At 64.9% G+C, this 23,815-nt stretch carries 26 protein-coding genes; 14 read left to right on the top strand and 12 right to left on the bottom strand.

What is annotated here, in order from left to right:
• The first annotated feature begins 35 nt into the window (after nt 1-35).
• Nucleotides 36-2,768: a DUF4118 domain-containing protein gene (locus NKI32_RS20270; RefSeq protein WP_286439732.1), complete on the top strand. Its 2,733-nt coding sequence runs from the start codon at nt 36-38 to the stop codon at nt 2,766-2,768.
• Nucleotides 2,765-3,457, top strand: coding sequence for a response regulator transcription factor (locus NKI32_RS20265; RefSeq protein ID WP_023704189.1), 693 nt, complete (start codon nt 2,765-2,767; stop codon nt 3,455-3,457). Before NKI32_RS20270 ends, NKI32_RS20265 begins: the two co-directional genes overlap by 4 nt.
• A 15-nt stretch (nt 3,458-3,472) precedes the next feature.
• Here NKI32_RS20265 and NKI32_RS20260 read toward each other — a convergent pair whose 3' ends face one another.
• A complete protein-coding gene (locus NKI32_RS20260; RefSeq protein WP_023669715.1) occupies nt 3,473-4,063 on the bottom strand; it encodes an invasion associated locus B family protein in 591 nt (196 codons plus the stop codon).
• Between the two features lie 218 nt (nt 4,064-4,281).
• Here NKI32_RS20260 and NKI32_RS20255 point away from each other — a divergent pair, with 218 nt between their 5' ends.
• Together NKI32_RS20255 and NKI32_RS20250 are read left to right on the top strand one after the other, a co-directional pair.
• Nucleotides 4,282-4,584, top strand: a complete 303-nt coding sequence (locus NKI32_RS20255; RefSeq protein WP_023704190.1) for a hypothetical protein — start codon at nt 4,282-4,284, stop codon at nt 4,582-4,584.
• Between the two features lie 120 nt (nt 4,585-4,704).
• Nucleotides 4,705-5,181 (top strand): NUDIX hydrolase, encoded by a 477-nt coding sequence (locus NKI32_RS20250; RefSeq protein ID WP_023700082.1) that lies wholly within the window; start codon nt 4,705-4,707, stop codon nt 5,179-5,181.
• Nucleotides 5,182-5,187: 6 nt separating this feature from the next.
• Here NKI32_RS20250 and NKI32_RS20245 read toward each other — a convergent pair whose 3' ends face one another.
• From NKI32_RS20245 to NKI32_RS20225, 5 genes are all read right to left on the bottom strand, one after another.
• Entirely contained in the window at nt 5,188-6,048 is an 861-nt protein-coding gene (locus tag NKI32_RS20245; RefSeq protein ID WP_031202406.1) for a citryl-CoA lyase, read from the bottom strand.
• Nucleotides 6,045-7,223 (bottom strand): CaiB/BaiF CoA transferase family protein, encoded by a 1,179-nt coding sequence (locus NKI32_RS20240; RefSeq protein WP_353003331.1) that lies wholly within the window; start codon nt 7,221-7,223, stop codon nt 6,045-6,047. The genes NKI32_RS20245 and NKI32_RS20240 overlap by 4 nt, the downstream gene beginning before the upstream one ends.
• Before the next feature lie 15 nt (nt 7,224-7,238).
• Nucleotides 7,239-8,762 (bottom strand): tripartite tricarboxylate transporter permease, encoded by a 1,524-nt coding sequence (locus NKI32_RS20235; RefSeq protein WP_352675292.1) that lies wholly within the window; start codon nt 8,760-8,762, stop codon nt 7,239-7,241.
• 4 nt (nt 8,763-8,766) lie between these two features.
• On the bottom strand, nt 8,767-9,303 hold the full coding sequence (locus NKI32_RS20230; protein ID WP_023728518.1) for a tripartite tricarboxylate transporter TctB family protein: 537 nt from the start codon (nt 9,301-9,303) through the stop codon (nt 8,767-8,769).
• 125 nt (nt 9,304-9,428) lie between these two features.
• Complete coding sequence (locus NKI32_RS20225; protein WP_353003329.1) at nt 9,429-10,406, bottom strand: Bug family tripartite tricarboxylate transporter substrate binding protein; 978 nt, start codon at nt 10,404-10,406, stop codon at nt 9,429-9,431.
• A gap of 206 nt (nt 10,407-10,612) precedes the next feature.
• Here NKI32_RS20225 and NKI32_RS20220 point away from each other — a divergent pair, with 206 nt between their 5' ends.
• Nucleotides 10,613-11,386: an IclR family transcriptional regulator gene (locus NKI32_RS20220; protein ID WP_352840850.1), complete on the top strand. Its 774-nt coding sequence runs from the start codon at nt 10,613-10,615 to the stop codon at nt 11,384-11,386.
• Here NKI32_RS20220 and NKI32_RS20215 read toward each other — a convergent pair.
• The 4 genes from NKI32_RS20215 to NKI32_RS20200 all read right to left on the bottom strand — a co-directional run bounded on the left by NKI32_RS20215 (nt 11,373) and on the right by NKI32_RS20200 (nt 13,504).
• A complete protein-coding gene (locus NKI32_RS20215) occupies nt 11,373-11,897 on the bottom strand; it encodes an OmpA family protein (RefSeq protein ID WP_353003326.1) in 525 nt (174 codons plus the stop codon). The two genes, NKI32_RS20220 and NKI32_RS20215, sit on opposite strands and share 14 nt — an antisense overlap.
• A gap of 38 nt (nt 11,898-11,935) precedes the next feature.
• Nucleotides 11,936-12,472 carry a hypothetical protein gene (locus NKI32_RS20210; RefSeq protein ID WP_353003324.1) on the bottom strand — a complete coding sequence of 179 codons (537 nt, stop codon included), beginning with the start codon at nt 12,470-12,472 and terminating at the stop codon, nt 11,936-11,938.
• Between the two features lie 119 nt (nt 12,473-12,591).
• Nucleotides 12,592-13,131: a GNAT family N-acetyltransferase gene (locus NKI32_RS20205; RefSeq protein ID WP_353003322.1), complete on the bottom strand. Its 540-nt coding sequence runs from the start codon at nt 13,129-13,131 to the stop codon at nt 12,592-12,594.
• Nucleotides 13,132-13,273: 142 nt separating this feature from the next.
• On the bottom strand, nt 13,274-13,504 hold the full coding sequence (locus NKI32_RS20200) for a YdeI/OmpD-associated family protein (RefSeq protein ID WP_353003320.1): 231 nt from the start codon (nt 13,502-13,504) through the stop codon (nt 13,274-13,276).
• A gap of 141 nt (nt 13,505-13,645) precedes the next feature.
• On the opposite strand from NKI32_RS20200, the gene NKI32_RS20195 reads away from it, so the two are divergent.
• The 4 genes from NKI32_RS20195 to NKI32_RS20180 all read left to right on the top strand — a co-directional run bounded on the left by NKI32_RS20195 (nt 13,646) and on the right by NKI32_RS20180 (nt 17,346).
• A complete protein-coding gene (locus NKI32_RS20195; protein ID WP_353003318.1) occupies nt 13,646-14,101 on the top strand; it encodes a DUF2214 family protein in 456 nt (151 codons plus the stop codon).
• Nucleotides 14,102-14,278: 177 nt separating this feature from the next.
• The gene (locus NKI32_RS20190) at nt 14,279-15,256 is read left to right on the top strand and encodes a tripartite tricarboxylate transporter substrate-binding protein (protein WP_353003316.1); all 978 of its coding nucleotides are present in this window, start codon (nt 14,279-14,281) and stop codon (nt 15,254-15,256) included.
• Nucleotides 15,257-15,354: 98 nt separating this feature from the next.
• Nucleotides 15,355-15,828, top strand: coding sequence for a tripartite tricarboxylate transporter TctB family protein (locus NKI32_RS20185; RefSeq protein ID WP_353003314.1), 474 nt, complete (start codon nt 15,355-15,357; stop codon nt 15,826-15,828).
• A 9-nt stretch (nt 15,829-15,837) separates the two neighbouring features.
• The gene (locus NKI32_RS20180) at nt 15,838-17,346 is read left to right on the top strand and encodes a tripartite tricarboxylate transporter permease (RefSeq protein WP_353003312.1); all 1,509 of its coding nucleotides are present in this window, start codon (nt 15,838-15,840) and stop codon (nt 17,344-17,346) included.
• Here NKI32_RS20180 and nth read toward each other — a convergent pair.
• On the bottom strand, nt 17,306-18,139 hold the full coding sequence (nth, locus tag NKI32_RS20175; RefSeq protein ID WP_353003310.1) for an endonuclease III: 834 nt from the start codon (nt 18,137-18,139) through the stop codon (nt 17,306-17,308). The two genes, NKI32_RS20180 and nth, sit on opposite strands and share 41 nt — an antisense overlap.
• Before the next feature lie 22 nt (nt 18,140-18,161).
• On the opposite strand from nth, the gene NKI32_RS20170 reads away from it, so the two are divergent.
• Complete coding sequence (locus NKI32_RS20170) at nt 18,162-18,656, top strand: DUF2244 domain-containing protein (RefSeq protein ID WP_023669732.1); 495 nt, start codon at nt 18,162-18,164, stop codon at nt 18,654-18,656.
• 10 nt (nt 18,657-18,666) lie between these two features.
• Here NKI32_RS20170 and NKI32_RS20165 read toward each other — a convergent pair whose 3' ends face one another.
• Nucleotides 18,667-19,482 carry a class I SAM-dependent methyltransferase gene (locus NKI32_RS20165; RefSeq protein ID WP_352675283.1) on the bottom strand — a complete coding sequence of 272 codons (816 nt, stop codon included), beginning with the start codon at nt 19,480-19,482 and terminating at the stop codon, nt 18,667-18,669.
• Between the two features lie 115 nt (nt 19,483-19,597).
• On the opposite strand from NKI32_RS20165, the gene NKI32_RS20160 reads away from it, so the two are divergent.
• From NKI32_RS20160 to NKI32_RS20145, 4 genes are all read left to right on the top strand, one after another.
• On the top strand, nt 19,598-20,503 hold the full coding sequence (locus NKI32_RS20160; protein ID WP_353003307.1) for a methylated-DNA--[protein]-cysteine S-methyltransferase: 906 nt from the start codon (nt 19,598-19,600) through the stop codon (nt 20,501-20,503).
• A 141-nt stretch (nt 20,504-20,644) separates the two neighbouring features.
• Nucleotides 20,645-21,553 (top strand): ribokinase, encoded by a 909-nt coding sequence (locus NKI32_RS20155; protein ID WP_023710821.1) that lies wholly within the window; start codon nt 20,645-20,647, stop codon nt 21,551-21,553.
• Complete coding sequence (locus NKI32_RS20150) at nt 21,550-23,010, top strand: amidase (RefSeq protein ID WP_353003305.1); 1,461 nt, start codon at nt 21,550-21,552, stop codon at nt 23,008-23,010. The genes NKI32_RS20155 and NKI32_RS20150 overlap by 4 nt, the downstream gene beginning before the upstream one ends.
• 97 nt (nt 23,011-23,107) lie before the next feature.
• The gene (locus tag NKI32_RS20145) at nt 23,108-23,722 is read left to right on the top strand and encodes a LysE family translocator (RefSeq protein WP_353003303.1); all 615 of its coding nucleotides are present in this window, start codon (nt 23,108-23,110) and stop codon (nt 23,720-23,722) included.
• Nucleotides 23,723-23,815: the final 93 nt, after the last annotated feature.

The following is a 23,815-nucleotide window of genomic DNA, read 5'->3' as shown; positions in this document are numbered from 1 at the left end:
GACACGATCCTCGGCGCCGTTCATGATCGAGCCTGATGCCGGACGCCAGAAGCAACGATACCAGACCCTCTCCGGACGCGCTGCTCGAGCATGCGGAACGGGAAGAGCGCGGCCGTCTGCGGATATTTCTCGGCGCGGCCCCCGGCGTCGGCAAGACCTATGAAATGCTGATGGCCGGCCGCGCCAGGTTGGCCGACGGCGTCGACGTAGTGATCGGCGTCGTCGAGACCCACGGCCGCAAGGAAACACTGGCGCTGGTCGACGGCTACGAGGTCATCCCGCGCCAGAAGGTCGACTACAAGGACCGCGTGCTGAATGAGATGGACATCGACGCCATCCTCGCCCGCCGGCCGGCGCTGGTGCTCGTCGACGAACTCGCCCACACCAACGCACCCGGCAGCCGCCACCCCAAGCGCTATCTCGACGTCCAGGAAATCCTTGCGCGCGGCATCGACGTCTACACCACGCTCAATATCCAGCATGTCGAGAGCCTGAATGACGTCGTGGCACAGATCACCCGCGTCAGGGTGCGCGAAACGGTCCCGGACTCCATCATCGACCAGGCCGACGACATCGAGATCATCGACCTCACGCCCGACGACCTGATCAAGCGGCTGAAGGAGGGCAAGGTCTATTTCCCCAACACTGCCCAGCGCGCAGTCGAAAACTATTTCTCGCCGGGCAATCTGACCGCGCTTCGGGAATTGGCGCTGCGCCGCACCGCCCAGCGCGTCGACGAGCAGTTGCTCAACCACATGCAGTCGCACGCCATTCCCGGCCCCTGGGCGGCGGGCGAAAGGGTGCTCGTCTGCGTCGATGCGCGTCCGGGCGGAGCGTCTCGTGTCCGCTATGCGCGCCGGCTGGCCGACCGGCTGCGCGCACCGTGGACGGCGCTGCATGTCGACACGCCGCGTTCGGCCGGCATGTCGGAGGAAGACAAGGACCAGCTGGCCACGCTCTTGCGCCTGGCCGAGCAGCTCGGCGCCGAGGTGACGACCATTCCGGGCCAGAACGTCGCCCAGGACATCGTCCGCCACGCCACAGTGAACAACTTCACCCATATCGTCGTCGGCAGGCCGACCCGCTCGCGCTGGCGCGAACTGATCGAGGGCTCGCTCACCTACGATCTGATCCGCAATGCCGGCGATATCAGCGTCCATGTCATTTCAGGAACGGAGCGCGACAACGAGGCCACGTCGAGGGTCAAGGCGGCGGCCGAGCAGACGCCATTTCAAATCTGGCCTTATCTTTTCTCGACCGTCTATGTCGCCGGCGCGCTTGCCGTCAGTGCCGTCCTCGATCAGTTCCTCGACGTTCGCAACCTTGCCAGCGTGCTTCTGCTGGCGGTGCTGACATCGGCAGTGACCTTTGGCCTGTGGCCGGCGCTGTACGCCTGTTTCCTCAGCGCCATTGCCTTCAACTTCTTCTTTCTCGAGCCGCGCTACACGATGACGATCCGCGATCCGGAGAGCATCGTTGCCTTCGCCGTCTTCCTCGTCGTTGCCGTCATCGCCAGCAATCTGACGGCGCGTGTGCAGCGTCAGGCAGCCGCCGCCCGTTCACGCGCCCGGGCCACCGAGGACATCTACCTCTTTTCAAAGAAACTCGCCGGCGCCGGCACGCTCGACGACGTTTTGTGGGCCACCGCGTTCCAGATCGCCTCGATGCTGAAGCTGCGCGTAGTGCTGCTGTTGCCGGAAGAAGGCACGATCACCGTCAAGGCCGGTTATCCCCCCGACGACACGCTGGCCGAGGCCGACATCGCGGCTGCACGCTGGGCCTGGGAACACAACCGGGCTGCCGGCCGTGGCGCCGATACCCTGCCCGGGGCAAAACGGCTCTACCTGCCCTTGCGGACCGGCCGTACCGCCATCGGCGTCGTTGGCCTCGACAATGACAAGCAGGGGCCGCTCTTGACGCCCGAGCAACAGCGCCTGCTCGACGCGCTGGCCGATCAGGCGGCGGTTGCCATCGAGCGCATCCAGCTGGTCGCCGATGTCGATCGCGCCAGGCTGGCGGCCGAGGCCGACCGCTTGCGCTCGGCACTGCTGACGTCGATCTCGCATGATCTGAAGACGCCGCTGGCGGCCATCATGGGCGCGGCCGGCACGCTCAGGGAATTTGCGCCGGCACTGCCCGAGAACGATCGGGCCGAGCTGCTGACCACCGTGCTCGACGAGTCCGAACGGCTGAACCGCTTCATCGCCAATCTGCTCGACATGACCAAGATTGAATCCGGCGCCATGGAGCCGAATTTTGCTCTCCACTATGTCGGCGATGTCGTCGGCTCGGCCTTGCAACGGGCGCGCAAGATCACTGCCGGGCACAAGACCGAGGTTGATGTTCCGGCCGACCTGCCGATGCTGAAGCTTGATCCCGTGCTGTTCGAACAGATGCTGTTCAATCTGCTCGACAATGCCGCGAAATACGCGCCACAGGGATCGACAATCCGGCTGCAGGGCTGGGCCGACAATGGCTCCGTCGCGCTGCAGATCATGGATGAGGGACCGGGCATTCCGCCCGCCGACCTGGAGCGCGTCTTCGACAGCTTCTACCGGGTGCGCAAGCGCGATCAGGTCCAGGCCGGCACCGGGCTCGGCCTGTCGATCTGCCGGGGCTTCATCGAGGCGATGGGCGGCACGATCATGGCGGCGAACCGCAGCGATCGCCCGGGCGCAGTCTTCACAATCCGCATGCCGAGGTTGGTACAATCGTCCGATACGGACGTATCAGGTGTGGACGAGCAAGCATCTGGTGATCCGGCATGACAAATTCCAACGTCAGCATACTGGTCGTCGATGACGAGCCGCCGATCCGCAAACTGCTGCGCGTCGGCCTCGGCAGCCAGGGTTATGCGGTCAGCGAAGCGCCCAACGCCAACGCTGCGATCGAACTCGTCGACGCGCAAAAGCCGGATCTGATCCTGCTCGATCTCGGCCTGCCCGGCATGGGCGGCCTCGACCTCCTGCGCAAATGGCGCGGCGACGGCCTCGACGTGCCCGTGGTCATCCTGTCCAGCCGCACCGACGAAGCCGGCATCGTCGCGGCGCTCGAACTCGGCGCTGACGACTACATCACCAAGCCGTTCGGCATGAACGAGCTGGTCGCCCGCATCCGCGTCGCGCTGCGCCACAAATTCCAGCAGCAGGGCGAAAAGCCGGTGTTCCACACCGGCGATCTCAGCGTCGACCTGGTCAAGCGCATCGTCAAGGTCGAAGGCAAGGAGATAAAGCTCTCCCCCAAGGAGTACGACATATTGCGCATTATGGTGCAGCATGCCGGCAAGGTGCTGACCCACCATTTCATTCTGAAGCAGGTGTGGGGCGATTCGACCGACGTGCAGTATCTGAGGGTCTATGTCCGCCAGCTCCGGCAGAAGATCGAAAAGTCGCCCGACCAGCCGCGGTACATCACCACCGAAACCGGGGTGGGGTACCGGCTGCGCGAGGTTGAGTGACCGGACGTTTTCCGCTCAGTCCGCCGAGAGTTCCGCGGTCCGTGCCAGTGCGCCGCCGAAGCCGTTGAGCGGGATAGTGAAACTCACCGCTTGACCGGTGTCGGCCGCGAAGGCGTCGATCTTCAGCGTGGTGGCTGCCTTGAGCAGCGGCGTGACGCTGGCATCGAACGCCACCGGCACCAGGCAGCCGACGGCCTGGCAGGTGTTGAACGGCAAGCTGCCTTCCAGCTTCTGGTCGTCGATGGTCAGGCTGACTCCTTTGGCGAGCGCCAGGCCGAACGGCAGCGCCAGCGTTCCGGCGGCATCCTCGCCGCTCTTGCTCGACAGCTCGATCGCCAGCAGGCGCTGGTTGGATTGCTTGTTGAACTGCTGATGCGACAGGCTGCAAACCTTGGCCGTGCCGGTTACCTGGCAATTGACCGTCCAGTCGCCATGTGTCTCGGACAGCGCCGAGGCGCCGCCAGGCAATGTCGGGCCGGCAGCAGGGGCGGGCGCTGCGGCGGCAGGCGCCGCCTTGTCGGTCTTGGTTTGCGCCGCGACTGCCACCGGGCCAAGAATACAGATGCTGCCCAGTAGCGCCGCGAAATATACTTGCCTGCTTTTCATCAATATGCTCCCGATTGTGCCTCGAGTCAGCAGCGATTGAGCCCGAGATCCGCGCCCGATAGAGCGGTCAATCGATCTTTTCTGTCAAGTGCGGCCAGGCCGCTTCCTCAGGGATTTCGCCAACCCGTGGCAGATCGGCCCATGGCAGACCCGCCCATGGCAGATCGAGACGAACGCCCTATATAGAGAGGAGGTTATATCTGTACGGGAACGAACTGATGTCGACGCTTCGCCTATCGACAGTTCTGATGTCGGCAATGCTGGCGGTGGCAACGCTCGCCGGAATCATGCAATCTGCTGCGGCTCAGTCCGTCAATCCCAGCGCCAACCGGCTGATCCAGCAGAACCAGCTGCAGCAATTGCGCAACAGCCTGCAGCGGCAGCAGTTCCAGCAACAGCAGCAGCAATATCGCGAGCAGGACCGTCGGATCGTGCCGCAGCCGCGCCCCGAAGTGCCCGTCGTCCGGCAAGCTTGTCCGATTCAGATCGTCAACAACCAGATTGTGCGTGTTTGCCGTTGATATCGGTCGCCTGCGATTTACTTAGTCGACTTATTTACTAAAGATGCTCATTGCCTCGCGGGCATATCAGGGGTTTGCAGGCGGCGTGCGGCTGTGCGCCCGCCCACCGGATTTCAGCACATGGCGACGACTAAGAAAAAGGCGGTACGCAAGGCAAGGCGAGGCGAACACATTCGCCAGGTCGCCGCCATTCCCTTTCGCCTGGACGTTTCAGGCAATTTCGAAGTGATGCTGGTGACGTCGCGAGCGACGAAGCGCTTTATCGTGCCCAAGGGCTGGCCTATGAAAGGAAAGAGCGGGCGCAAGGCCGCCACCATCGAGGCGCGCGAAGAAGCCGGCGTGCTCGGCAAGACCCGCAAGGCGCCGGCCGGCAGCTATTCCTACTGGAAACGGCTGGAGCACAATTTCGTGCGCGTCGACGTCGTCGTGTATCTGTTGGAGGTTTCCGAGGAACTGGCCAACTGGCAGGAGGCCAAGAGCCGCCAGCGGGCCTGGCTCAAGCCGCAGGACGCGGCGTTGCTCATCGATGAGCCGGATCTCTCGACGCTGATGGCCAACCTGGCGCCGCCTCAGCCTGCGGTGCCAGACCCGACCTGACCAACCTCACTTGCCCTCGTCCCCTTCAGCGGGACCCTGGTCCCCTGGAAATGGCCGCAGCGGCGTGCCCGTATAGGCCCACAGCCATTCGCGCGGCAGCGGCCCTTTGTTGCGCTCGCTTTGCTGCGACTGTTCCCATGCATGCGCCAGGATGCCGACCGAGCGCGAGAGCACGAACAGGCCGCGCGTCAACGGCGGCGGAAAGCCGAGCTCGCCATAGATGACGGCGGTGGCGCCGTCGATGTTGAGCGGTATTTTCTTCCCCTTGCGGCGCGCGACCTCCGCCTCGACGGCCTCGGCGATGTCGGCAAAGCGTCCGCTGACGACGCCGCGCGCGGCAAATTCGCGCGTCACTGCGATCAGGCGCGGCGCGCGCGGATCGACCGGGTGGAAGCGATGGCCGAAGCCCGGCACATAGCCTTTTTCCTCGGCGAAGAAACGGTCGAGCCGTGCGGCTACGGCTTGGTCCAGCGCAACACCCTGGTCAAGTGCCACGGCAATGTCGCCATAGAAGGACAGCGCCTGTTCGCCGGCGCCGCCATGCACGTCGCCCAGCACGTTGACGGCGGACGCCATGGCGCTGTTGATGCCGACTCCGCAGGTGATGGCCATGCGGGCAATGGCGATCGACGGCGCCTGCGGCCCGTGGTCGACGGCCGCCCCCAGCGCAATGCCGAGCAGCGCCGCCTGCTCCTCGCTTGGCAATTCGCCACGCAGCATCAGCCAGATCGTGGCCGGAAAGCTGACGCGGCCGATCAGCTCCTGGATTTCATAGCCGCGCAGCCGGATGATGCCGGGGCCCATCTCGATGATGCCGGTCTGCCACCACTCCTCGCCGCGCTCACGGCCGGTTTTTCTCTCGCTCACGCGCTTCTCCTGGCGCGCGGCGGCAGGGTGGAAAAAACCTCGTCCATATGCTGGCCCAGCATCGGCGGCGGCAGGACCGGCAAGGGCGCCGCGCCATCGACCATGAAGCCGCCGCGCACCACGGTCAGCGGCTGCTCCATGCCGGGCAGGCCCTGGAAACGCGTGGTCATGTCGCGCTCGACCACCTGGCGCTCGCCAAGCACTTGGGGGATCGTCAGCACCCGGCCCGCCGGCACGCCGGCGCGGTTGAATTTTTCTTCCCAGGCAGCCGCCGAGGCGCTCGCCAAGGCCGTCTCGATCAGCACCTTCAGCACAGCGCGGTTCTGCTTGCGCGTCTCGCGCTCGGCAAAGCGCGGATCGTCGGCCAGTTCCGGCTGGCCGATCAGCCGGCAAAGCGTGACGAACTGCTCCTGCTTATTGGCGGCGATGTTGAGCAGGCCGTCGCCGGTGCGAAACGCGCCGGAGGGCGCAGCCGTCATGTTCTCATTGCCCATCGGCTGCGGCTCGACACCGGCGGTCAGATAGTTGGACACCGGCCAGCCCAGCGCCGACAGCGTGCATTCGAGCATCGAGACATCGAGAAACGCGCCCTCGCCCGAGGTCTTCTGCTTGACCAGTGCCGCGGCGATGGCGAAGGCCCCGACCAGCCCGCCCAGCGTGTCGGCGACGGGATAGCCGACCCGCAAGGGTGCTGTCTCCGGCGTGCCGGTGATGCTCATGATACCGGACAGCCCCTGGATGATCTGGTCGTAGGCCGGATTGTCGCGCATCGGCCCGCTCTGGCCGAAACCGGATATGGCGCAATAGACGAGACCGGGGCGGACCGCTTTCAGCACCTCATAGCCGAGACCCAGCCGCCCCATCACGCCCGGTCGAAAATTCTCGACCAGCGCGTCGGCCGAGGCGACGAGATCGAGGATGCGTTCGCGGTCGGCTTCGCTCTTGAGATCCAGCACCACCGATCGTTTGCCGGCATTCTGGGCCAGGAACGATGCGCCCATCCCCGCCTTGTTGAGCGCCGCCGAGGCACCGAGCTGGCGCGCCAGATCGCCGCCTTGCGGCGTCTCGACCTTGATGACATCGGCGCCGAGCAGCGCCAGCTGATAGGCACAATAAGGGCCCGCCAGCACATTGGTCAGGTCGAGGATGCGGATGCCGGCAAGCAGATCGGTCATGATGCTCCAGGTTGCTCAGGCATCGCCCGGCACATGCTCCGGCCCGCGCCGGCGCCGATGCTCGATGAAGGCCCAGATATGCGGACCGGCGAGGCCGATGAAGGCGAGTATCAGCAGCACCAGCGACAGCTTGTGGGTGTAGAACACCGACCAGTCGCCGTTCGAGATCGTCATCGCCCGGCGGAACTGCGTTTCGGCAAGCGGCCCCAGGATCATGCCGATGATGACCGGCGCGGTCGGGAAATCGAAGCGCCGCATCAGGAAGCCGGCGGCCCCAAGGAGATAGAGGATGACGAGGTCGATCGGCGATTGCGAGATGCCGTAGGTGCCGACGGTCGCGAACACCAGGATGCCGGCATAGAGCTGCGGCGCAGGGATTTTCAACAGCCGCACCCACAGCCCGATCAGCGGCAGGTTAAGGATGACCAGGATGACGTTGGCGATGAACAGGCTGGCGATCAGGCCCCAGACCAGATCGGCCTGCGTCGTCAACAGCAGCGGTCCCGGATTGATGCCGTAGCTCTGGAAGGCCGACAGCATGATTGCGGCGGTCGCCGAGGTCGGCAGGCCAAGGGTGAGCATCGGCACCAGCACGCCGGCGGCAGACGCATTGTTGGCGGCTTCCGGTCCGGCGACGCCCTCGATGGCGCCGACCGTGCCGAACTCCTCCTTGTGCTTCGACAGCTTCTTTTCGATGGCATAGGACAGGAAGGTCGGGATCTCGGCGCCGCCGGCAGGCATGGCGCCGATCGGGAAGCCGATGAAAGCGCCGCGCAGCCATGGCTTCCACGAGCGCCCCCATTCGGCCGCGGTCATGTAGAGCGAGCCCTTGAGCGGCACGATCTCGTCCTTGCCGGCATAGCGGCGCGAGGCCATGTAGAGCGTCTCGCCGACGGCAAACAGGCCGACCGCGGCAATGATGACATCGACGCCATCGAGCAGTTCGTTCATGCCGAAGGTGAAGCGCGGCTGTCCCGTCTGCAGGTCGACGCCGATCATGCCGATGACGAAGCCGATGAACAGGCTGGTGAGGCCGCGCACGGAGGACGAGCCGAGCACCGCCGACACCGTGATGAAGGCAAGCACCATCAGCGAGAAATATTCGGCCGGCCCGAAGGCGAGCGCGAACTTCACCACCACCGGGGCCAGGAAGGCGACGCCCATCGTGCCGATGGTGCCGGCGACGAAGGAGCCGATCGCCGAGGTCGCCAGTGCCGCGCCGCCGCGACCCGAGCGGGCCATCCTGTTGCCTTCCAGCGCGGTGACGATGGTGGCACTTTCGCCCGGCGTGTTGAGCAGGATCGAGGTCGTCGAGCCGCCATACATGGCGCCGTAATAGATGCCGGCAAACAGGATGAAGGACGCCTCCGGCGCCACCTGGTAGGTGATCGGCAGCAGCAGCGCGATGGTCAGCGCCGGCCCGAGGCCGGGCAGCACGCCGATGGCCGTGCCGAGCGTGGTGCCGACCAGGCACCACAGCAGGTTCATCGGCGAGAAAGCGACCGAAAATCCGTGGGCGAGATGGCCGAGCGTCTCCATGGCGTCAGCCCCTTACCGTGGCGATGATCGCGTCGACCACCGTGTTCAGCTGGTTTTCGATGAAGCCGGCGCCAATGTTGACGCCGAGCGCCCTGGCAAAGCCGAAATAGGCGGCAAGCGCCAGGATCAAGCCGGTCAGCGCATCGCGCAGCGTGTGCTTGCTGCCGAAGCCATAACAGACGAGCACGAACATGATGACCGAGGCGGCGGTGAAGCCGAGCGGCTGGATCAGCACCAGATTGGCGACCAGGCCGGCAACGACGATGCCCATCGCCTTCCAGTCGGTCGGCGTCTCCTTTTCTTCCTGCGGCTGCCAGCCGCCGCGCAGCGCGGCGACGATGAGCAGCAGCGAAAGCACGATCATGCCGGTCATGGTGATGTAGGGAAAGACGGTCGGCCCGACCTTGGAATAGAGCGGCGAAACCGGGATCGCCAGGGTCTGCCACGCCACGGCCGCGGCACAGGCGAGAAGCCCGATGCCGATCAACAATTCGGGCATGGCAAGGCGCGGGGGCGCCGGCTGCTGGTCGCTGGTGCTCATCGATGTCCTCCCGAGATGGCCGGCATCCTCCCGCCGGCCGCATCCGCAGTTTCACTCCCAGCGCATGATATGTCCATGCCGCAGGCGAATGTCGGAAGGGGCGGCCGTGGCCGCCCCTGAAGACATCAGGCGAGGCCGAGATCCTTGAGGATCGCGGTGATGCGGGCGGTGTCGTCGACGAGGAATTTCGCATAGTCGTCGCCGGTGAGCAGGATGGGCGTCCAGTTGCGGTTCTTGCATTCGGCTGCCCAGGCATCGCTCTTGGCCATGGTCTCGATCATCGTGACCATCGCCGCCTTGTCGGCGTTGGAGACGCCTGGCGGTGCGAAGACGCCGCGCCAGTTGAACAGTTCGACGTCAATGCCGGCTTCCTTCATCGTCGGTGCGTCGATGCCGTCCTGGCGCTTGTCGGCGGAGATCGCCAACAGCCGAAGCGCGCCCGCCTTGACCTGCTCGGAGAACTCGCCGAAGCCGGAAATGCCGGCCGCCACCTGGTTGCCGAGCAGCGCCGACAGCGCCTCGCCGCCGCCGGCGAAAGGCACATAGGAGAGGTTGGTTGCCGGAACGCCGACCGTCTTGGCGATCAGCCCGAACAGGATGTGGTCGGAGCCGCCGGCCGAGCCGCCGGCCACCGGAACCTTGGTCGGATCCGCTTTGAGCGCCGCAACGAAATCGCCGGCCGTCTTGAACGGCGAATCCGCCGGCACCACCAGCGCCTCGAACTCACCGGTGAGGCGAGCGATGGGCGTCACTTCGGAGAGGTTGTTGGCCGATTTGTTGGCGATGATGGCGCCGACCATGACCATGCCGGCCACCATCAGCGAATTGCCCTTGCCCTTCCACTGGCTGATGAACTGCGGCAGGCCGACAGTACCGCCGGCGCCGCCGACATTGGTGATCTGCGAGCCGGAGATCAGTTTTTCACTGCGCAGCACCTGGTCGATGGTGCGCCCCGTCTGGTCCCAGCCGCCGCCGGGCGCGGCCGGCACGAAGATCTGGATCTGCGGTGCATCCTGAGCGAAAGCGGGCGTCAAATGCGTTGCAACGAATCCGGCAGCGCCTGCGGCCGCGGTACTCATCAAAAATCTGCGTCTGTTCAGCATGGGATTCCTCCAAATCACGACACCTCCTCCGGTGCCTGCCAGAAACGTAGCCTGAAAACAGACCCGCTCGGCAAAAATTCATGCCGATTTCGGTACGTTCTGTCAACAGGAACGCTGTTCTACTAGACAGAACCATGGATGTGCGGCACAGTCGCTTCGGTCGGCCTTTGTCCGAGCAGGTAAACTGGGATGAAACTGTTCATGAGATGACCGAAGCGCGATCCCAGCCCTTACAGGTAGATGGCGTCGCCGCACTCGACCGTGCGATCGCCATTCTCGATGCGTTCGCGACCGCCGACCGCTCGCTCAGCCTGGCCGAGATCGCGGCGCGCACCGGGCTCTACAAAAGCACCATTTTGAGGCTGGCGAACTCGTTGCTGCGCGGGCAGTTGCTGGAGCGGCTCGACGATGGCCGCTACCGCATCGGACCTGCCACCTTCAGGCTTGGCGCGCTTTACCAGCGGTCGGTCGTGGCGGTCGACATCCTGCTGCCGATCATGCGTGATCTTGCCGAACGCAGTTGGGAAAGCGTGGCGTTCTATGTCCGCTCGGGCGACGCCCGCACCTGTCTCTACCGCGTCGAATCCAAGCATCCTATCCGCTACACGATCCGGGAAGGCGACCTGCTGCCGTTGCTCACCGGCTCGGGCGGCCGCGTGCTGGCAGCGTTTTCAGGCCAGCCGGGCGAACCATACGAGACCATCCGCAAGGCCTGCCACTATCTGTCGATCGGCGACCGCGACCCTGAGACGGCGGGCGTCTCGGTGCCGGTGTTCGGACCGGGCCGCGTTCTGCTCGGCGCCTTGACGCTCGCCGGCCCGTCGACACGCGTCGATACGGCGTTCCTGCGCCGCATGACACCGGACCTGCTGGAGGCCGCCGCTCGCGCCACCCGCGCCTTCGGCGAGGATGCCTCGATGCTGGAGCAGGCAGCGCGCCTAGCCGGCGCTGAAACCGTGATCGGCCTCAGTTCGCCTTGACCAGCACCACGCGGCGGTTCTTGGCGCGGCCGGTTTCGTCATCATTGCTGGCGACAGGCGCCATCATGCCGGCGCCGGCGGCGGTCAGCCGGCCGCCATCGATGCCGTATTTCGAGACCAGCGCCGCCTTTACCGACCGCGCCCGCCGCGACGACAGATCGATATTGTAGTCGAAGGCGCCCTGGTTGTCGGTATGACCGACGACGATCACCGCCATGCCGGGCTCGTTGGTCAGAAGCGTCGAGATCTCCTTCAGCGTCGGTTCCGATTCCGGCTTGATGTCGGCCTTGTCGGTGCCGAAGAAGATGCCGCAGAGCGAGATGGAGCCGGTGGCCGACAGCGAATCCGCCATCTTGGCCGCTTCGACCACCACCATCTTCTTGTCGCGCGCCTTGGGCTCCAGCACCTGAACGACGGCGATGGTGCGGCCGTTGAGTTCCTTGCAGTAGAGGTCGTCGATCAGCGAATAGGCCTGAACCGTGACATAGGCGTCGCCGCCATCCTGCGGCACCTTGGCAGCGAAGAAGCGCTGGTCGTTGATACCGGTGGTTACCGCACAAGCGCCATTGGAAAGGCCGCGTCCTTGACGTCGCTTTCATGGAAGAAATACATCATCAGGCTCATGTCGCCGCCGCCACCGCTCGACGACCGGTCGGCGGCGCCGCCGCACTCTTCCTTCTTGCATTCGAACAGGACTTCGCCGCCGGCGGCCGCGATCACATCCTGGTAGTTGCGCAGCACTTCGAGCGGGGAGCGCTCGGCCGGCAGCACATAGGCGATGCGGGTCAGCGCGCCTTCGACCTCGGCCTTCTTGTCCGGCGCGAACACACGGTTGTTCATCGTGTCACGGGCATCCGGATCGGCGCTCGGCTTCAGCGGCGACAGCGGTACGGTGAAATCGGTATAGGCGAATTTTTCGTAGGAGACGATGAACGACCCCTCGTAGCGCTTGGCCAGATGATTGTCGGCACCGCCCTCGATGTCGGCGGTCGGCACCGTCGCATCGGCGCCCGCCAGTTGCACGGCCGCCAGGAGCAGCAGCCCCGCCCAGAAAAGCTTCAGAAATATCGCATTGATCGCACGCATGGTCGGCTCCCCCAAAGAGCAATTCCAGGAAAGTGTGAGCGGTTTTCCCACAGGAATTGCGTAGCTAGATTAGAATAGCCAACCCTGGCAGAACGTGGAATTTGCGTCGATGAAGCGCTTCACACCCGCCGTTCGAGCAGGATCGTCAGCCCGTCGTGATAGGTGGTTTCCAGGACCTTGGTGTAGCCGCACTTTGCCGCAACGTTCAACGAGCCGGTGTTTTCCGGATCGATGATGCAGACGGTTCTCGCGCCGGCAAAGGTTTCGTCGCCCCAGGCCAGGGCCCTTCTGACGACTTCGCTGGCAAGACCCTTGCCATGCGCTTGCGGCGCCAGCGCCCAGCCGGCTTCCGGAATGCCCTCGAGCGACGGCTCGATGTCGCGCTTCAGATCGTGGAATCCGGCTTCGCCGATGAAGCGACCGCTGGCCTTGTCCTCGACCGCCCAGAAGCCGTAGCCGAGCAGCGACCACAGGCCGGCATGCCGCAGGAACCGCATCCAGCTTTCCTCCCGCGTCCGCGGGTTGCCGCCGATGAAACGGGTGGTGACGGGGTCGGCCCACATGACGGCATAGTCGTCGAAATCTTCGATCCGGTGCGCCCGCATGATGGTCCGTTCCGTTTCGAGAACCGGGACGCCGGCTGTTTTTGGACTGCCCATGAAACTCTGCCTCCGTTGACGGTCAGCGCTTAGCAAACCAGCGCGCCCGGACAAGGGCCAAGCCGGATCATCATTCAGCCAGGGAAGCTTCCGAACGGCCTGGCGCGACCAGGCGGTCGAAGCGAACAGCGTCGGCTTACTTTCAGCCGTGCCAGACCATCTTCATGTAGAGCCCACCGCGCTGCAATTCGTCCAGCATCTGGTCGAGCCGCTTCTGCCTGGTGTCGCTGCGTTTGGCGCGGGCGATCCAGCCGAGATAATCGTTCTGCTGGTAGTCCGGCCGCGCCTCGTAGGCCGCTGTCAGTCCTTTTTCGGTCAGGGCGATGCGGATGTCGTCCGGCATTGGGTTCAGGGCGCGCTTCAGTCCGGTCATTTCAGAAAACCCCAGCTGTCAGGATGGGGACGCCGATGGTCCAACCCAGGTCCGCCTCTGGGAATTCTGCCGAACGATGCTACCTTTCGCAACCGGTCCGGCAAGGGCCGGTCTCGATACCGCCAATGGGAGGAGAACGCCATGGACACCACCGATCTCGTGCTTGCCATTTTCCATCATCTGCTGGTGTTCTCGCTGGCCGGCATCATTGGCGCCGAATTTGTCCTGATCCGCGGCGACCTCTCCGCCGCCACGCTGAAGCGGCTTGCCGGCATCGACCGCCACTACGGCATCCTCGCGATGTCGATCATCATCGTCGGCATCGGCCGCGTCGTCTACGGCCTGAAGGGCTGGGAGTTCTATGTCTACAACTGGGTGTTTTGGACCAAGATGGCGGCATTCGGCATCGTTGGCCTGCTGTCGATCGTGCCCACCATGCGCTTCCTGTCCTGGAACCGGCAGGCCGGCGCCAGTCCCGGCTTCCAGGTGCCGGCGGCGGAACTCGCGTCGGTGAAGACCTATGTGCGCGCCGAAGCCTTCATCTTCCTGCTGATCCCGATCTTCGCGGCGGCGATGGCGCGCGGCTACGGTTATTGAAGCAACGCCAACACCAAACCATCTCCGCCGGGCATACTCCGCACTGATCGCCATGGTTGCGCACGACTGTATTTTGCAGTTTGCGTCAGGCGACAATCTGTTAGCTTGCCTTTGTTGCACCCTCGCTGCCTGACCTGCACAGCGATCGGAGATTGATATCCTGGGAGGAGAATTACGATGAGGAAAATTGTAGCCGCCCTGGCCGCCGCCGCGGCCGTCACGCTTTATTCGTTCACCGCCAGCGCACAGACCTATCCCGAGCGCACCATCACCGTCGTCGTGCCGTTTGCGGCCGGCGGTCCGACCGACACGGTCACGCGGCTCGTCGCCGAAGCCATGTCGAAGGATCTCGGCCAGCAGATCATCGTCGAAAATGTCGGCGGCGCCGGCGGCACGCTGGGCGCCGGCCGCGTCGCCAACGCCGACCCGGATGGCTACACGCTGCTCCTCCATCACATCGGCATGGCGACCAGCGCGACCCTCTACAGGAAACTCGCCTACGACACGCTGAACGCCTTCGAGTATGTCGGCCTCGTCACCGAGGTGCCGATGGCGATCGTCGCCCGCAAGGACCTTGAGCCGGTCGACCTGAAAGGGCTGGTCGAATACGCCAAGACCAACAAGGACACCATCACCGTCGCCAACGCCGGCATCGGCGCTGCCTCGCATCTGTGCGGCATGCTGTTCATGAGCGCCATCGGCACGCCGCTGGTCACCGTGCCCTACAAGGGCACCGGCCCGGCCATGACCGACCTTCTCGGCGGCCAGGTCGACATCATGTGCGACCAGACCACCAACACCACCAAGCAGATCCAGGGCGGCACGATCAAGGCCTATGCCGTCACCACGCCGGAGCGCCTCGACGTGCTGAAGGACGTGCCGACGACCATCGAAGCCGGCCTGCCCGCGGTGCAGGTCGGCATCTGGCACGGCCTCTATGCGCCGAAGGGCACGCCGGCCGAGATCACCGGCCGACTGTCGAAATCGCTCCAGGTCGCGCTGAAGGACCCCAACGTCATCGCCCGCTTTGCCGAACTGGGCACCAAGCCGTCGTCCGAGGCCGACGCGACGCCGGCAGCGCTGAAGGCCAAGCTGGAAGGCGAGATCATGCGCTGGAAGCCGATCATCGAAGCCGCCGGCCAATACGCCGACTGAGGCTTGAACGGGGCGCTGCCGGCGCCCCGTTTTCGCTTCGACGTCCGTTTTCACATTTGCAACGGCAAGCCCGTTGCAAGGGTCAGGGGAGGACCGCCATGAAACCTTTCGCCATCGACAGGACAAACGGCCTGTGCGCCGCGCTGTTCATCTTTTTCGGCGCCTTTTTCGCGATACAATCGCTCGGCCTCGAAATCGGCACCGCCTTCCGCATGGGACCGGGCTATTTCCCGCTGGTGCTTGCGATCGTGCTGATCGTGCTCGGCGCCATCATCCTCGTCCAGGCGGTGCGCGTCCAGGGCGAGCCGATCGACCCCATTGCGTGGCGCGGCATGCTGTTCATCCTGCCGGCGCCGATCTTTTTCGGCATGACCGTGCGCGGCCTCGGCTTCGTCCCGTCGATCTTCCTGACGGCGCTGATCGCCTCTTTTGCCAGCGCCCGCATGAAGCCGCTGACGGCACTTCTGCTGTCGGCCGGCCTGACGCTGTTTTCGGTGCTGGTCTTCAGCTACGCGCTCGGGCTGCCATTCCAGCGCTTCGGCCCCTGGTTGCCCCAATGGCTGGCATTGTGAGGCGCTGAGATGGACCTCCTCAGGAACCTCGAACTCGGCTTTTCGACGGCCACCACGCCGGCCAATCTGGGTTTTTGCCTCATCGGCGTTCTGCTCGGCACGCTGATCGGCGTCCTGCCCGGCATCGGCGCCACCGCAACCATCGCCATGCTGCTGCCGATCACCTTCCAAATCGGCGACCCGGTCTCGTCCCTCATCATGCTGGCCGGCATCTACTACGGCGCCCAGTATGGCGGTTCGACCACCGCCATTCTCATCAACATGCCCGGCGAATCCTCCTCGGCCGTGACCGCCATCGACGGCTACCAGATGGCCAGGAACGGTCGCGCCGGGGCGGCTCTGGCGATCGCCGCGATCGGCTCGTTCTTCGCCGGCACGGTGTCGACCTTCCTGGTCGCCGTCTTTGCCCCGCCGCTGACGGCAATAGCCCTGCAATTCGGCGCGGCCGAATATTTTTCGCTGATGATCGTCGGCCTCGTCTCGTCCATCGCTCTCGCCCATGGCTCGATCGTCAAGGCGCTGGCGATGGTCGTGCTCGGCCTGCTGCTCGGCATTGTCGGCACCGACATCTACACCGGCACGCCGCGCTTCACGCTCGGCATCCGCGAATATGCCGACGGGCTGAACTTCGTGGCGGTGGCGGTCGGCGTCTTCGGCGTCGCCGAGATCCTGCGCAATCTCGAAAACGAGCACGAGCGCTCGGTGATGATCAAAAAAGTCTCCGGCCTGATGCCGACCCGCGACGACTTCAAGGCGATGGCAGCACCCATCGTGCGCGGCACGATCATCGGTTCGGCGCTCGGCATCCTGCCCGGCGGCGGCGCGGTGCTTGCCGCCTTTGCCTCCTACACGGTCGAAAAGCGCGTGTCGAAACACCCGGAGGAGTTTGGCAAGGGCGCTATTGCCGGCGTCGCCGGACCGGAATCGGCCAACAATGCCGGCGCCCAGACCTCCTTCATTCCGATGCTGACGCTGGGCATTCCGGCCAATCCGGTCATGGCGCTGATGATCGGCGCCATGATCATCCAGGGCATCGTGCCCGGCCCCAATGTCGCGATCGAGCAGCCGGCGCTGTTCTGGGGCATCATCGCCTCGATGTGGATCGGCAATCTGATGCTGATCGTGCTGAACCTGCCGCTGATCGGGCTGTGGGTGAAGCTGCTGACGATCCCCTATTATGTGCTCTTCCCGATCATCATGGCGTTCTGCTCGATCGGCGTTTACAGCGTCAACACCAACGCCTTCGATCTCTACGCGGTCGCATTCTTCGGCCTGCTCGGCTACATCCTGACCAAGCTGCGCTGCGAACCCGCACCCCTGCTGCTCGGCTTCGTGCTCGGCCCGCTGCTCGAGGAAAACCTGCGCCGCGCCATGATCCTGTCGCGCGGCGACCCCTCGACCTTCGTGACGCGGCCGATCAGCGCCGGCCTGCTGCTCGTCGCACTGGCCGTGCTCGTCGTCGTCTTCCTGCCGTCGGTCAAGAAGAAGCGCAAAGAGGTGTTCGTGGAGGAAAGCTAGTTGTCGGGACGCCGGGCGCCGCGATTTCCACGAGCGGCGCCGGCACGTCTGTCGTCTTCACCTCGGCCTTGCAGAGATCGGCGATGACGCAGGCCGGGCAATCGGGCTTGCGCGCCTTGCAGACATAGCGGCCATGCAGGATCAGCCAGTGATGCGCATGGCGCATATACTCGTCCGGGATGATCCCCAGCAGCCCTTGCTCGACCTGTTCGGGCGTCTTGCCTGGCGCCAGACCGAGGCGGTTGCCGATGCGGAAAATATGGGTGTCGACCGCCATCGTGTGCTGGCCGAATGCCATGTTGAGCACGACATTGGCGGTCTTGCGCCCGACCCCCGGCAGCTTGACCAACTCATCGCGCTCGCTGGGCACCTCGCCGCCGTAATCGCGTATCAGCGCCTCCGAGAGCGCCACGACATTCTTGGCCTTGTTGCGCCAGAGTCCGATGGTGCGGATGTACTCGCCGACCCTGGCTCCGCCCAGCGCCAGCATCTTTTCAGGTGTGTCGGCGACCTTGAACAACGCCCGCGTCGCCTTGTTGACGCCGGCATCGGTCGCCTGCGCCGACAGCACCACGGCCACCAGCAGCGTGAAGGCGTTGACGTGCTCGAGCTCGCCCTTCGGCTCGGGCCGCTGCACCGAAAACCGCCGGAAGATCTCATGCACCTCGGCGGCGCTATAGAGCGAACGGAGCCGCGCCGGCCGCGGTCGCGGCTTGGCATTCGAGCCGTCGCGCCGCCCGGGCGGCAGTTCACTTTTGGATAGGGAAAGATTTTTGGACTTGGGGCTGGCCATTTCCCTCCTATAATATCCTGGGATGAGCGACACAAACGCCTCGTTTCAGGCCGACGAGCCATTCTTCCAGGCGCTGCTGACACCGCACCGCTCGCTGGGCCGCACCGGCTTTGCCGTGCTGATGGGCGCGCTGCTGTTCGGCTGGGTGGTGACCGGGGCGTTTTTCCTGTCGCGCGGCGCTTGGCCGGTGTTCGGCTTCTTCGGCCTCGACGTCATCGCCGTCTACATCGCCTTCCGCGCCAACTATCGTGCCGCCCGTGCCCGCGAGGAAGTGTCGGTGTCGCGCACCAGCCTCGACATCCGCAAGACGGCGCCCTCGGGAAAGTCGGAAGCGCATCGCTTCAACCCGTTCTGGGCGCGCTTTTCCGTCGCTCGCCATGCCGAGATCGGCATCACCAGGATGACGGTGGAAGCACAAGGACAGAATGTGCCGATCGGGTCATTCCTGGACCCTGACTCCCGCGAGAGTTTTGCCACTGCATTTTCACGTGCTCTGACAAAAGCCAGGACGCGTTAGAGCCGGCGCGTCAGAACCGGTAGCGTAAAATCCTGCCGACCTTGCGCAATGCGGGAATGTGTCTCCAGAGCCCGATGAACAGTTTTGCGGACCAGCTCATATGCGCTGTGCGTTCCGCGCTGTAGGCCGAGATATCGTCGACAAAGCGCAGCTTCGGAACGGCACGCTCCAGTACCTGCGGGTCGTCGATCGCCCAGTGAACCTCGGCGCCCGTCGCCCTGATGGTCGGAGTGAGGCGCAGCATCTTCAGGCCGAAGTGGCTGTAGGCGTCGAACATCAGCTCGCCGCCGGCAAGATGCGCGACAAGGCGTGACAGCAGCCGTGGCCCCTCCTCTACCGGGAGATAAGGCGTCAACCCCTCCATCACCACGACGGCCGGACGATTGCTCGGCACTTCTGCCAGCCAGTCTGGGTCGGTTACCGAAGAGCCGACGAGGTGGTAGTGGTCCCGGGACGGGTAAAGCTTGCGCCGGAGCGCGATGACATCCGGAAAATCGACATCGAACCACTCCACGCCTTCGGGTGGATCGACACGGAAAATGCGCGTATCGAGCCCGCAGCCGAGATGCAGCACGATGGCGCCGGGATTTCTGGCGATGAAGTCCTGAACGCGGACATCATACGTCTTGGCCCGGATCGCCAGGCCGATGCCGAGATTGGTGTCGACCTTGAGGCGCGAGAAATCATAGTCGATCTTGCGCACGGCCTCGTCGGCGAAGCGATCCCCGAGCAGCGAATGCGGCAGCCGGCTTTCCAGTGCCTTGCCATAAAGCGTCATCAGCAAGGTCTCCCTTGCTCCGCTCAGATTCACCCTTTCGCCGGCCATTGGCATCTCCCGGGGCGCAATCCAGTATTTATCTGGGAACAGGCGGCAACAAGGCAAGTTTCGGGTGGTTGCAAGGGGCGGAAAGACCGATATTCGCGGTCAAGGAGATATTGCCATGAACGCCCAGATGACCACGAATACGCAGATGAAACCGACAGCGATCCTGCAGCACGACATCACCCCCAAGGGCAGCGACTACGAGGTCGTGCGCCGCGCCATCGAGAAGATCAGCCTCGACTATCGCGACCAGCCCTCGCTGGAAGCCTTGGCCGCTGATGTCGGCGAGACACCCACGGGCCTGCAAAAGCTGTTCACCCGCTGGGCCGGCCTATCGCCAAAAGCCTTCCTGCAGGCGGTCACCCTCGACCATGCCCGCAAACTGCTCGATTCCGGCATGCCGCTCCTCGAAACATCGTTCGAACTCGGCATGTCCGGCCCCGGCCGGCTGCACGATTTGTTCGTCACCCATGAAGCGATGTCGCCGGGCGACTACAAGACGCGCGGCGCTGGCCTGACCATCCGCTACGGCTACCACATCTCGCCCTTCGGCATCGCCCTGATCATGGTCACCGACCGTGGCCTTGCGGGGCTCGCCTTCAACGATCCGGGCGGCGAGCGGGCGGCTATCGCCGACATGTCGGGCCGCTGGCCGAACGCCACCTATGTCGAGGACATGAGCGCCACCCAGCCCTATGCGGCGCGCATCTTCGATCCGACATTGTGGCGCGCCGACCAGCCGCTGCGCGTGGTGATGATCGGCTCCGACTTCCAGCTGCGCGTCTGGGACGCGCTGCTCAGGATCCCGATGGGCAAGGCCTGCACTTATTCCTCGATCGCCTCCAGGATCGGCGCGCCAAACGCCAGCCGGGCGGTGGGGGCGGCGGTCGGCGCCAACCCATTGTCCTTCGTCGTCCCTTGCCATCGGGCGCTGGGCAAGTCCGGCGCACTCACCGGCTACCACTGGGGCCTGACCCGCAAACGCGCCATCCTCGGTTGGGAAGCGGGCCAGACCGCGTCCTGAAGCTGCCCGCATCAAACAACACCGGCGAAATCCCTTCGCCGGTGTTGTTCTTTTTGCGAGCTCCCGGCGCAAAACATCCGCACGCTCTGGCAAGCCGCCGGCTTACAGGTTAGCTTCCCGCGCATTCCGCAGGAGGCTTTCTTGATCATCGTTGTCGGCTCGATCAACCTCGACCTTATCGCCAATGTCGACCGCCTGCCTTCGCCGGGCGAGACGGTCCGCGGCTCCGGCTTCGCCACCGCGCCCGGCGGCAAGGGCGCCAACCAGGCGCTGGCTGCGGCGCGCGCCGGCGCCAAGGTGCGCATGGTCGGCGCCGTCGGCAAGGACAATTTCGCAACCGAAGCCCTCGCTTTGCTCGTTGCCGGCAAGGTCGATCTCTCCGGCGTCGGCCAGAGCTTCGCCTCCACCGGCACGGCGCTGATCCTCGTCGGCGCCGATGGCGAGAATGTCATCGCCGTCGTGCCGGGCGCCAATGATTCGGTGCTGCCCGGCGATCTCGCCAAGGCTTTCCTTGCGAAGGGCGACGTCGTCCTGCTGCAGCACGAGATCCCGCTGCAGACCGTCGATGCAGCGCTTGACGCCGCACGCGCCGCCGGCGCCGTCACCGTGCTCAACACCGCGCCGTTCCGTAGCGAGGCGGCAGCGTTGCTCGGCAAGGCCGACTACGCCGTCGCCAACGAAACCGAATTCGACCTTTACGGCGAGGCGCTGTCGCTGAAAGGCCGCGACCGCCCGGCACGCATGCGTGACTTCGCCGGCAAGACCGGCCACACCATCGTCGTCACGCTCGGCGGCGACGGCGTGCTGGCGGCGACCCCGGAGGATTTCCTGACCGTGCCGGCGCTGAAGATCACGCCGGTCGACACCGTCGGGGCCGGCGATACTTTTTGCGGTTATCTCGCCGCCGGGCTGGCGTCCAACCTGCCGCTGGAGCAGGCTCTCACCCGCGCCGCAGCCGCCGGCTCGCTCGCCTGCCTGAAGCCCGGCGCCCAGCCGGCCATCCCGCTGGCGGCGGATGTCGACACCGCCCTGCGCAACAACGCCGGATGACAGCCCTGCGCCCCGCAACGAAGCACGCCATGCCCCCCGCCGGCGACATCTGCCGGATGTCCGCTGTCGACCTGGCCGAGGCGATCCGGCTGCGCCGCCTGTCCGTGCGCGAGTTGGTAGCCGCATTCCTCGACCGCATCGACGCGGTAAACCCGCTGGTCAATGCCATCGTCTCGTTGCGCGAGCGCTCCGACATCCTGCGCGAGGCCGACGCGGCGGACGCGCATCTAGCGCAAGGCGGGCCGGCCGGCTCGCTGTTTGGCCTGCCGATGGCGATAAAAGACCTCGCCATGACGCGCGGCTTGACGACCAGTTTCGGCTCGCCGATCTTCGCCGATTTCGTGCCGCAGGAGGATGATTTCTTCGTCGAGCGCATCCGCAAGGCCGGCGCCATCATCATCGGCAAGACCAATGTTCCCGAATTCGGGCTGGGATCCAACACCTATAACAACGTGTTCGGCCCGACGCTGAACGCCTTCGATCCGGCGCTCACCGCAGGCGGGTCGAGCGGCGGCGCTGCGGTCGCCCTTGCACTCGACATGGTTCCGGTCGCCGACGGCAGCGATTTCGGCGGCTCGCTGCGCAATCCGGCGGCGTGGAACAATGTCTATGGCTTCCGCCCGTCGCAGGGCCTTGTCCCCGGAGGGCCGGACCTGGAAGTCTTTCATGCTCAGATGGGCATAGACGGGCCGATGGGCCGCAGCATCAGCGACATGGCGCTGCTACTCGATGTGCAGGCGGGCTACCACCCGCACGCGCCGCTGTCTTGGGAGAAACCCGGCTCATTCCTCGAAGGGCTGGCAACGCCGGCAAGCGGCGGCCGCATCGGCTGGCTCGGTGATCTCGGCGGTCACCTGCCGGTAGAGCCTGGCATCCTCGATCTGTGCGAGGCCGCACTCGGCCGCTTCGCGGAGGCATCCTTCCTGACCGAGCCCTTGCTGCCGGATTTCGATTTCGAGGCACTGTGGCAAGCCTTCGTGACGCTGCGGCAGGCGAGCAGCGGCTCGGCGCTGAAAGTCCATTATGACGACCCGCACAAGCGCGCGCTGCTGAAGCCGGAAGCCGTCTGGGAGGTGGAGAACGCCATGCGGCTGACGGCGCCGCAGATCCGCGCGGCCTCGGTCATCCGCACCTCCTGGCACCGGACGCTGCTGTCGCTGTTCGAGCACTTCGATCTCATCGCGCTGCCGACGGCGCAGGTGTTTCCTTTCGAAGTCGGCACGCATTGGCCAAGTGAGGTCGCCGGACGGACCATGGACAGCTACCATCGCTGGATGCAGGTTTCGGCCTTCGCCACGCTCGGCGGCTGTCCGGCGCTCAACGTGCCGGTCGGCTTCGACGACAAAGGCCGCCCCTTGGGCATGCAGCTGATCGGCCGGCCGCGCGGCGACCTCGCCGTGCTAAGGGCCGGAGCGGCCTATGAGGCGACCTTGCCTTGGCAGGCTGGGGCGTCCTGACGCGAGGGGCGGCACGGTATGCGACCGGCTTGCACCAGCCCCGCCGCCATGCATTGATTGCAGCCAGCCGCCTAAGCGCATCCTCGAGGAAATCCCCATGTCGCTGGAACTCTACGCTGCCTATGTCCTTGCCTGCATCGTCATCATCCTGGTGCCCGGTCCGACTGTCACGCTGATCATCGCCAACAGCATCCGCCATGGCTACCGCGCCGGCCTTGCCAATGTCGCCGGCACGCAGGCCGGGCTTGCCATCATGATCGCCATTGTCGGCATCGGCCTCAACACGCTGATATCGGGCATGGGCCACTGGTTCGAATGGGTACGCCTGGTCGGCGCCGCCTATCTGATCTGGATGGGGGTGCAGATGTTCCGTTCCAAGGGCGCGCTGAATGCCGACGGCACCGCGAGAAAGCCGCGCGGCGGCTTCTTCCTGCAGGGCCTGCTCGTGGCGCTGAGCAACCCCAAGACGCTGGTGTTCTTCGGCGCCTTCTTCCCGCAATTTATCGCCCCGCAGGGCAATTACACGCTACAGATCGTCGTCATGGGCCTCACCGCGATGATCTTTGCCGCCGCCTCGGATTCCACCTATGCGCTCGCCGCCAGCCGCGCCGGCCGCCTGCTCTCGGCCAGCCGCATCAAGCTGATGTCCAGGATCAGCGGCAGCTTTCTGGTCGGCGGCGGCCTGTGGCTGGCTTTTTCGAAGGCGAAGTAACAACCGCGAACGGGTATCCCCGATGCAGTATGAGCCGGAATAGAAAGGCTGATTGAAAGTCTGCCTTTACGCCACCACATGAATCGGCGTGGG

The sequence above is a fragment of the Mesorhizobium sp. M0761 genome (assembly GCF_040320205.1).
Lineage (GTDB): Bacteria > Pseudomonadota > Alphaproteobacteria > Rhizobiales > Rhizobiaceae > Mesorhizobium.
Note: the sequence above shows the minus strand (reverse complement) of the source record. Positions and strands in the feature narration are given on the sequence as shown.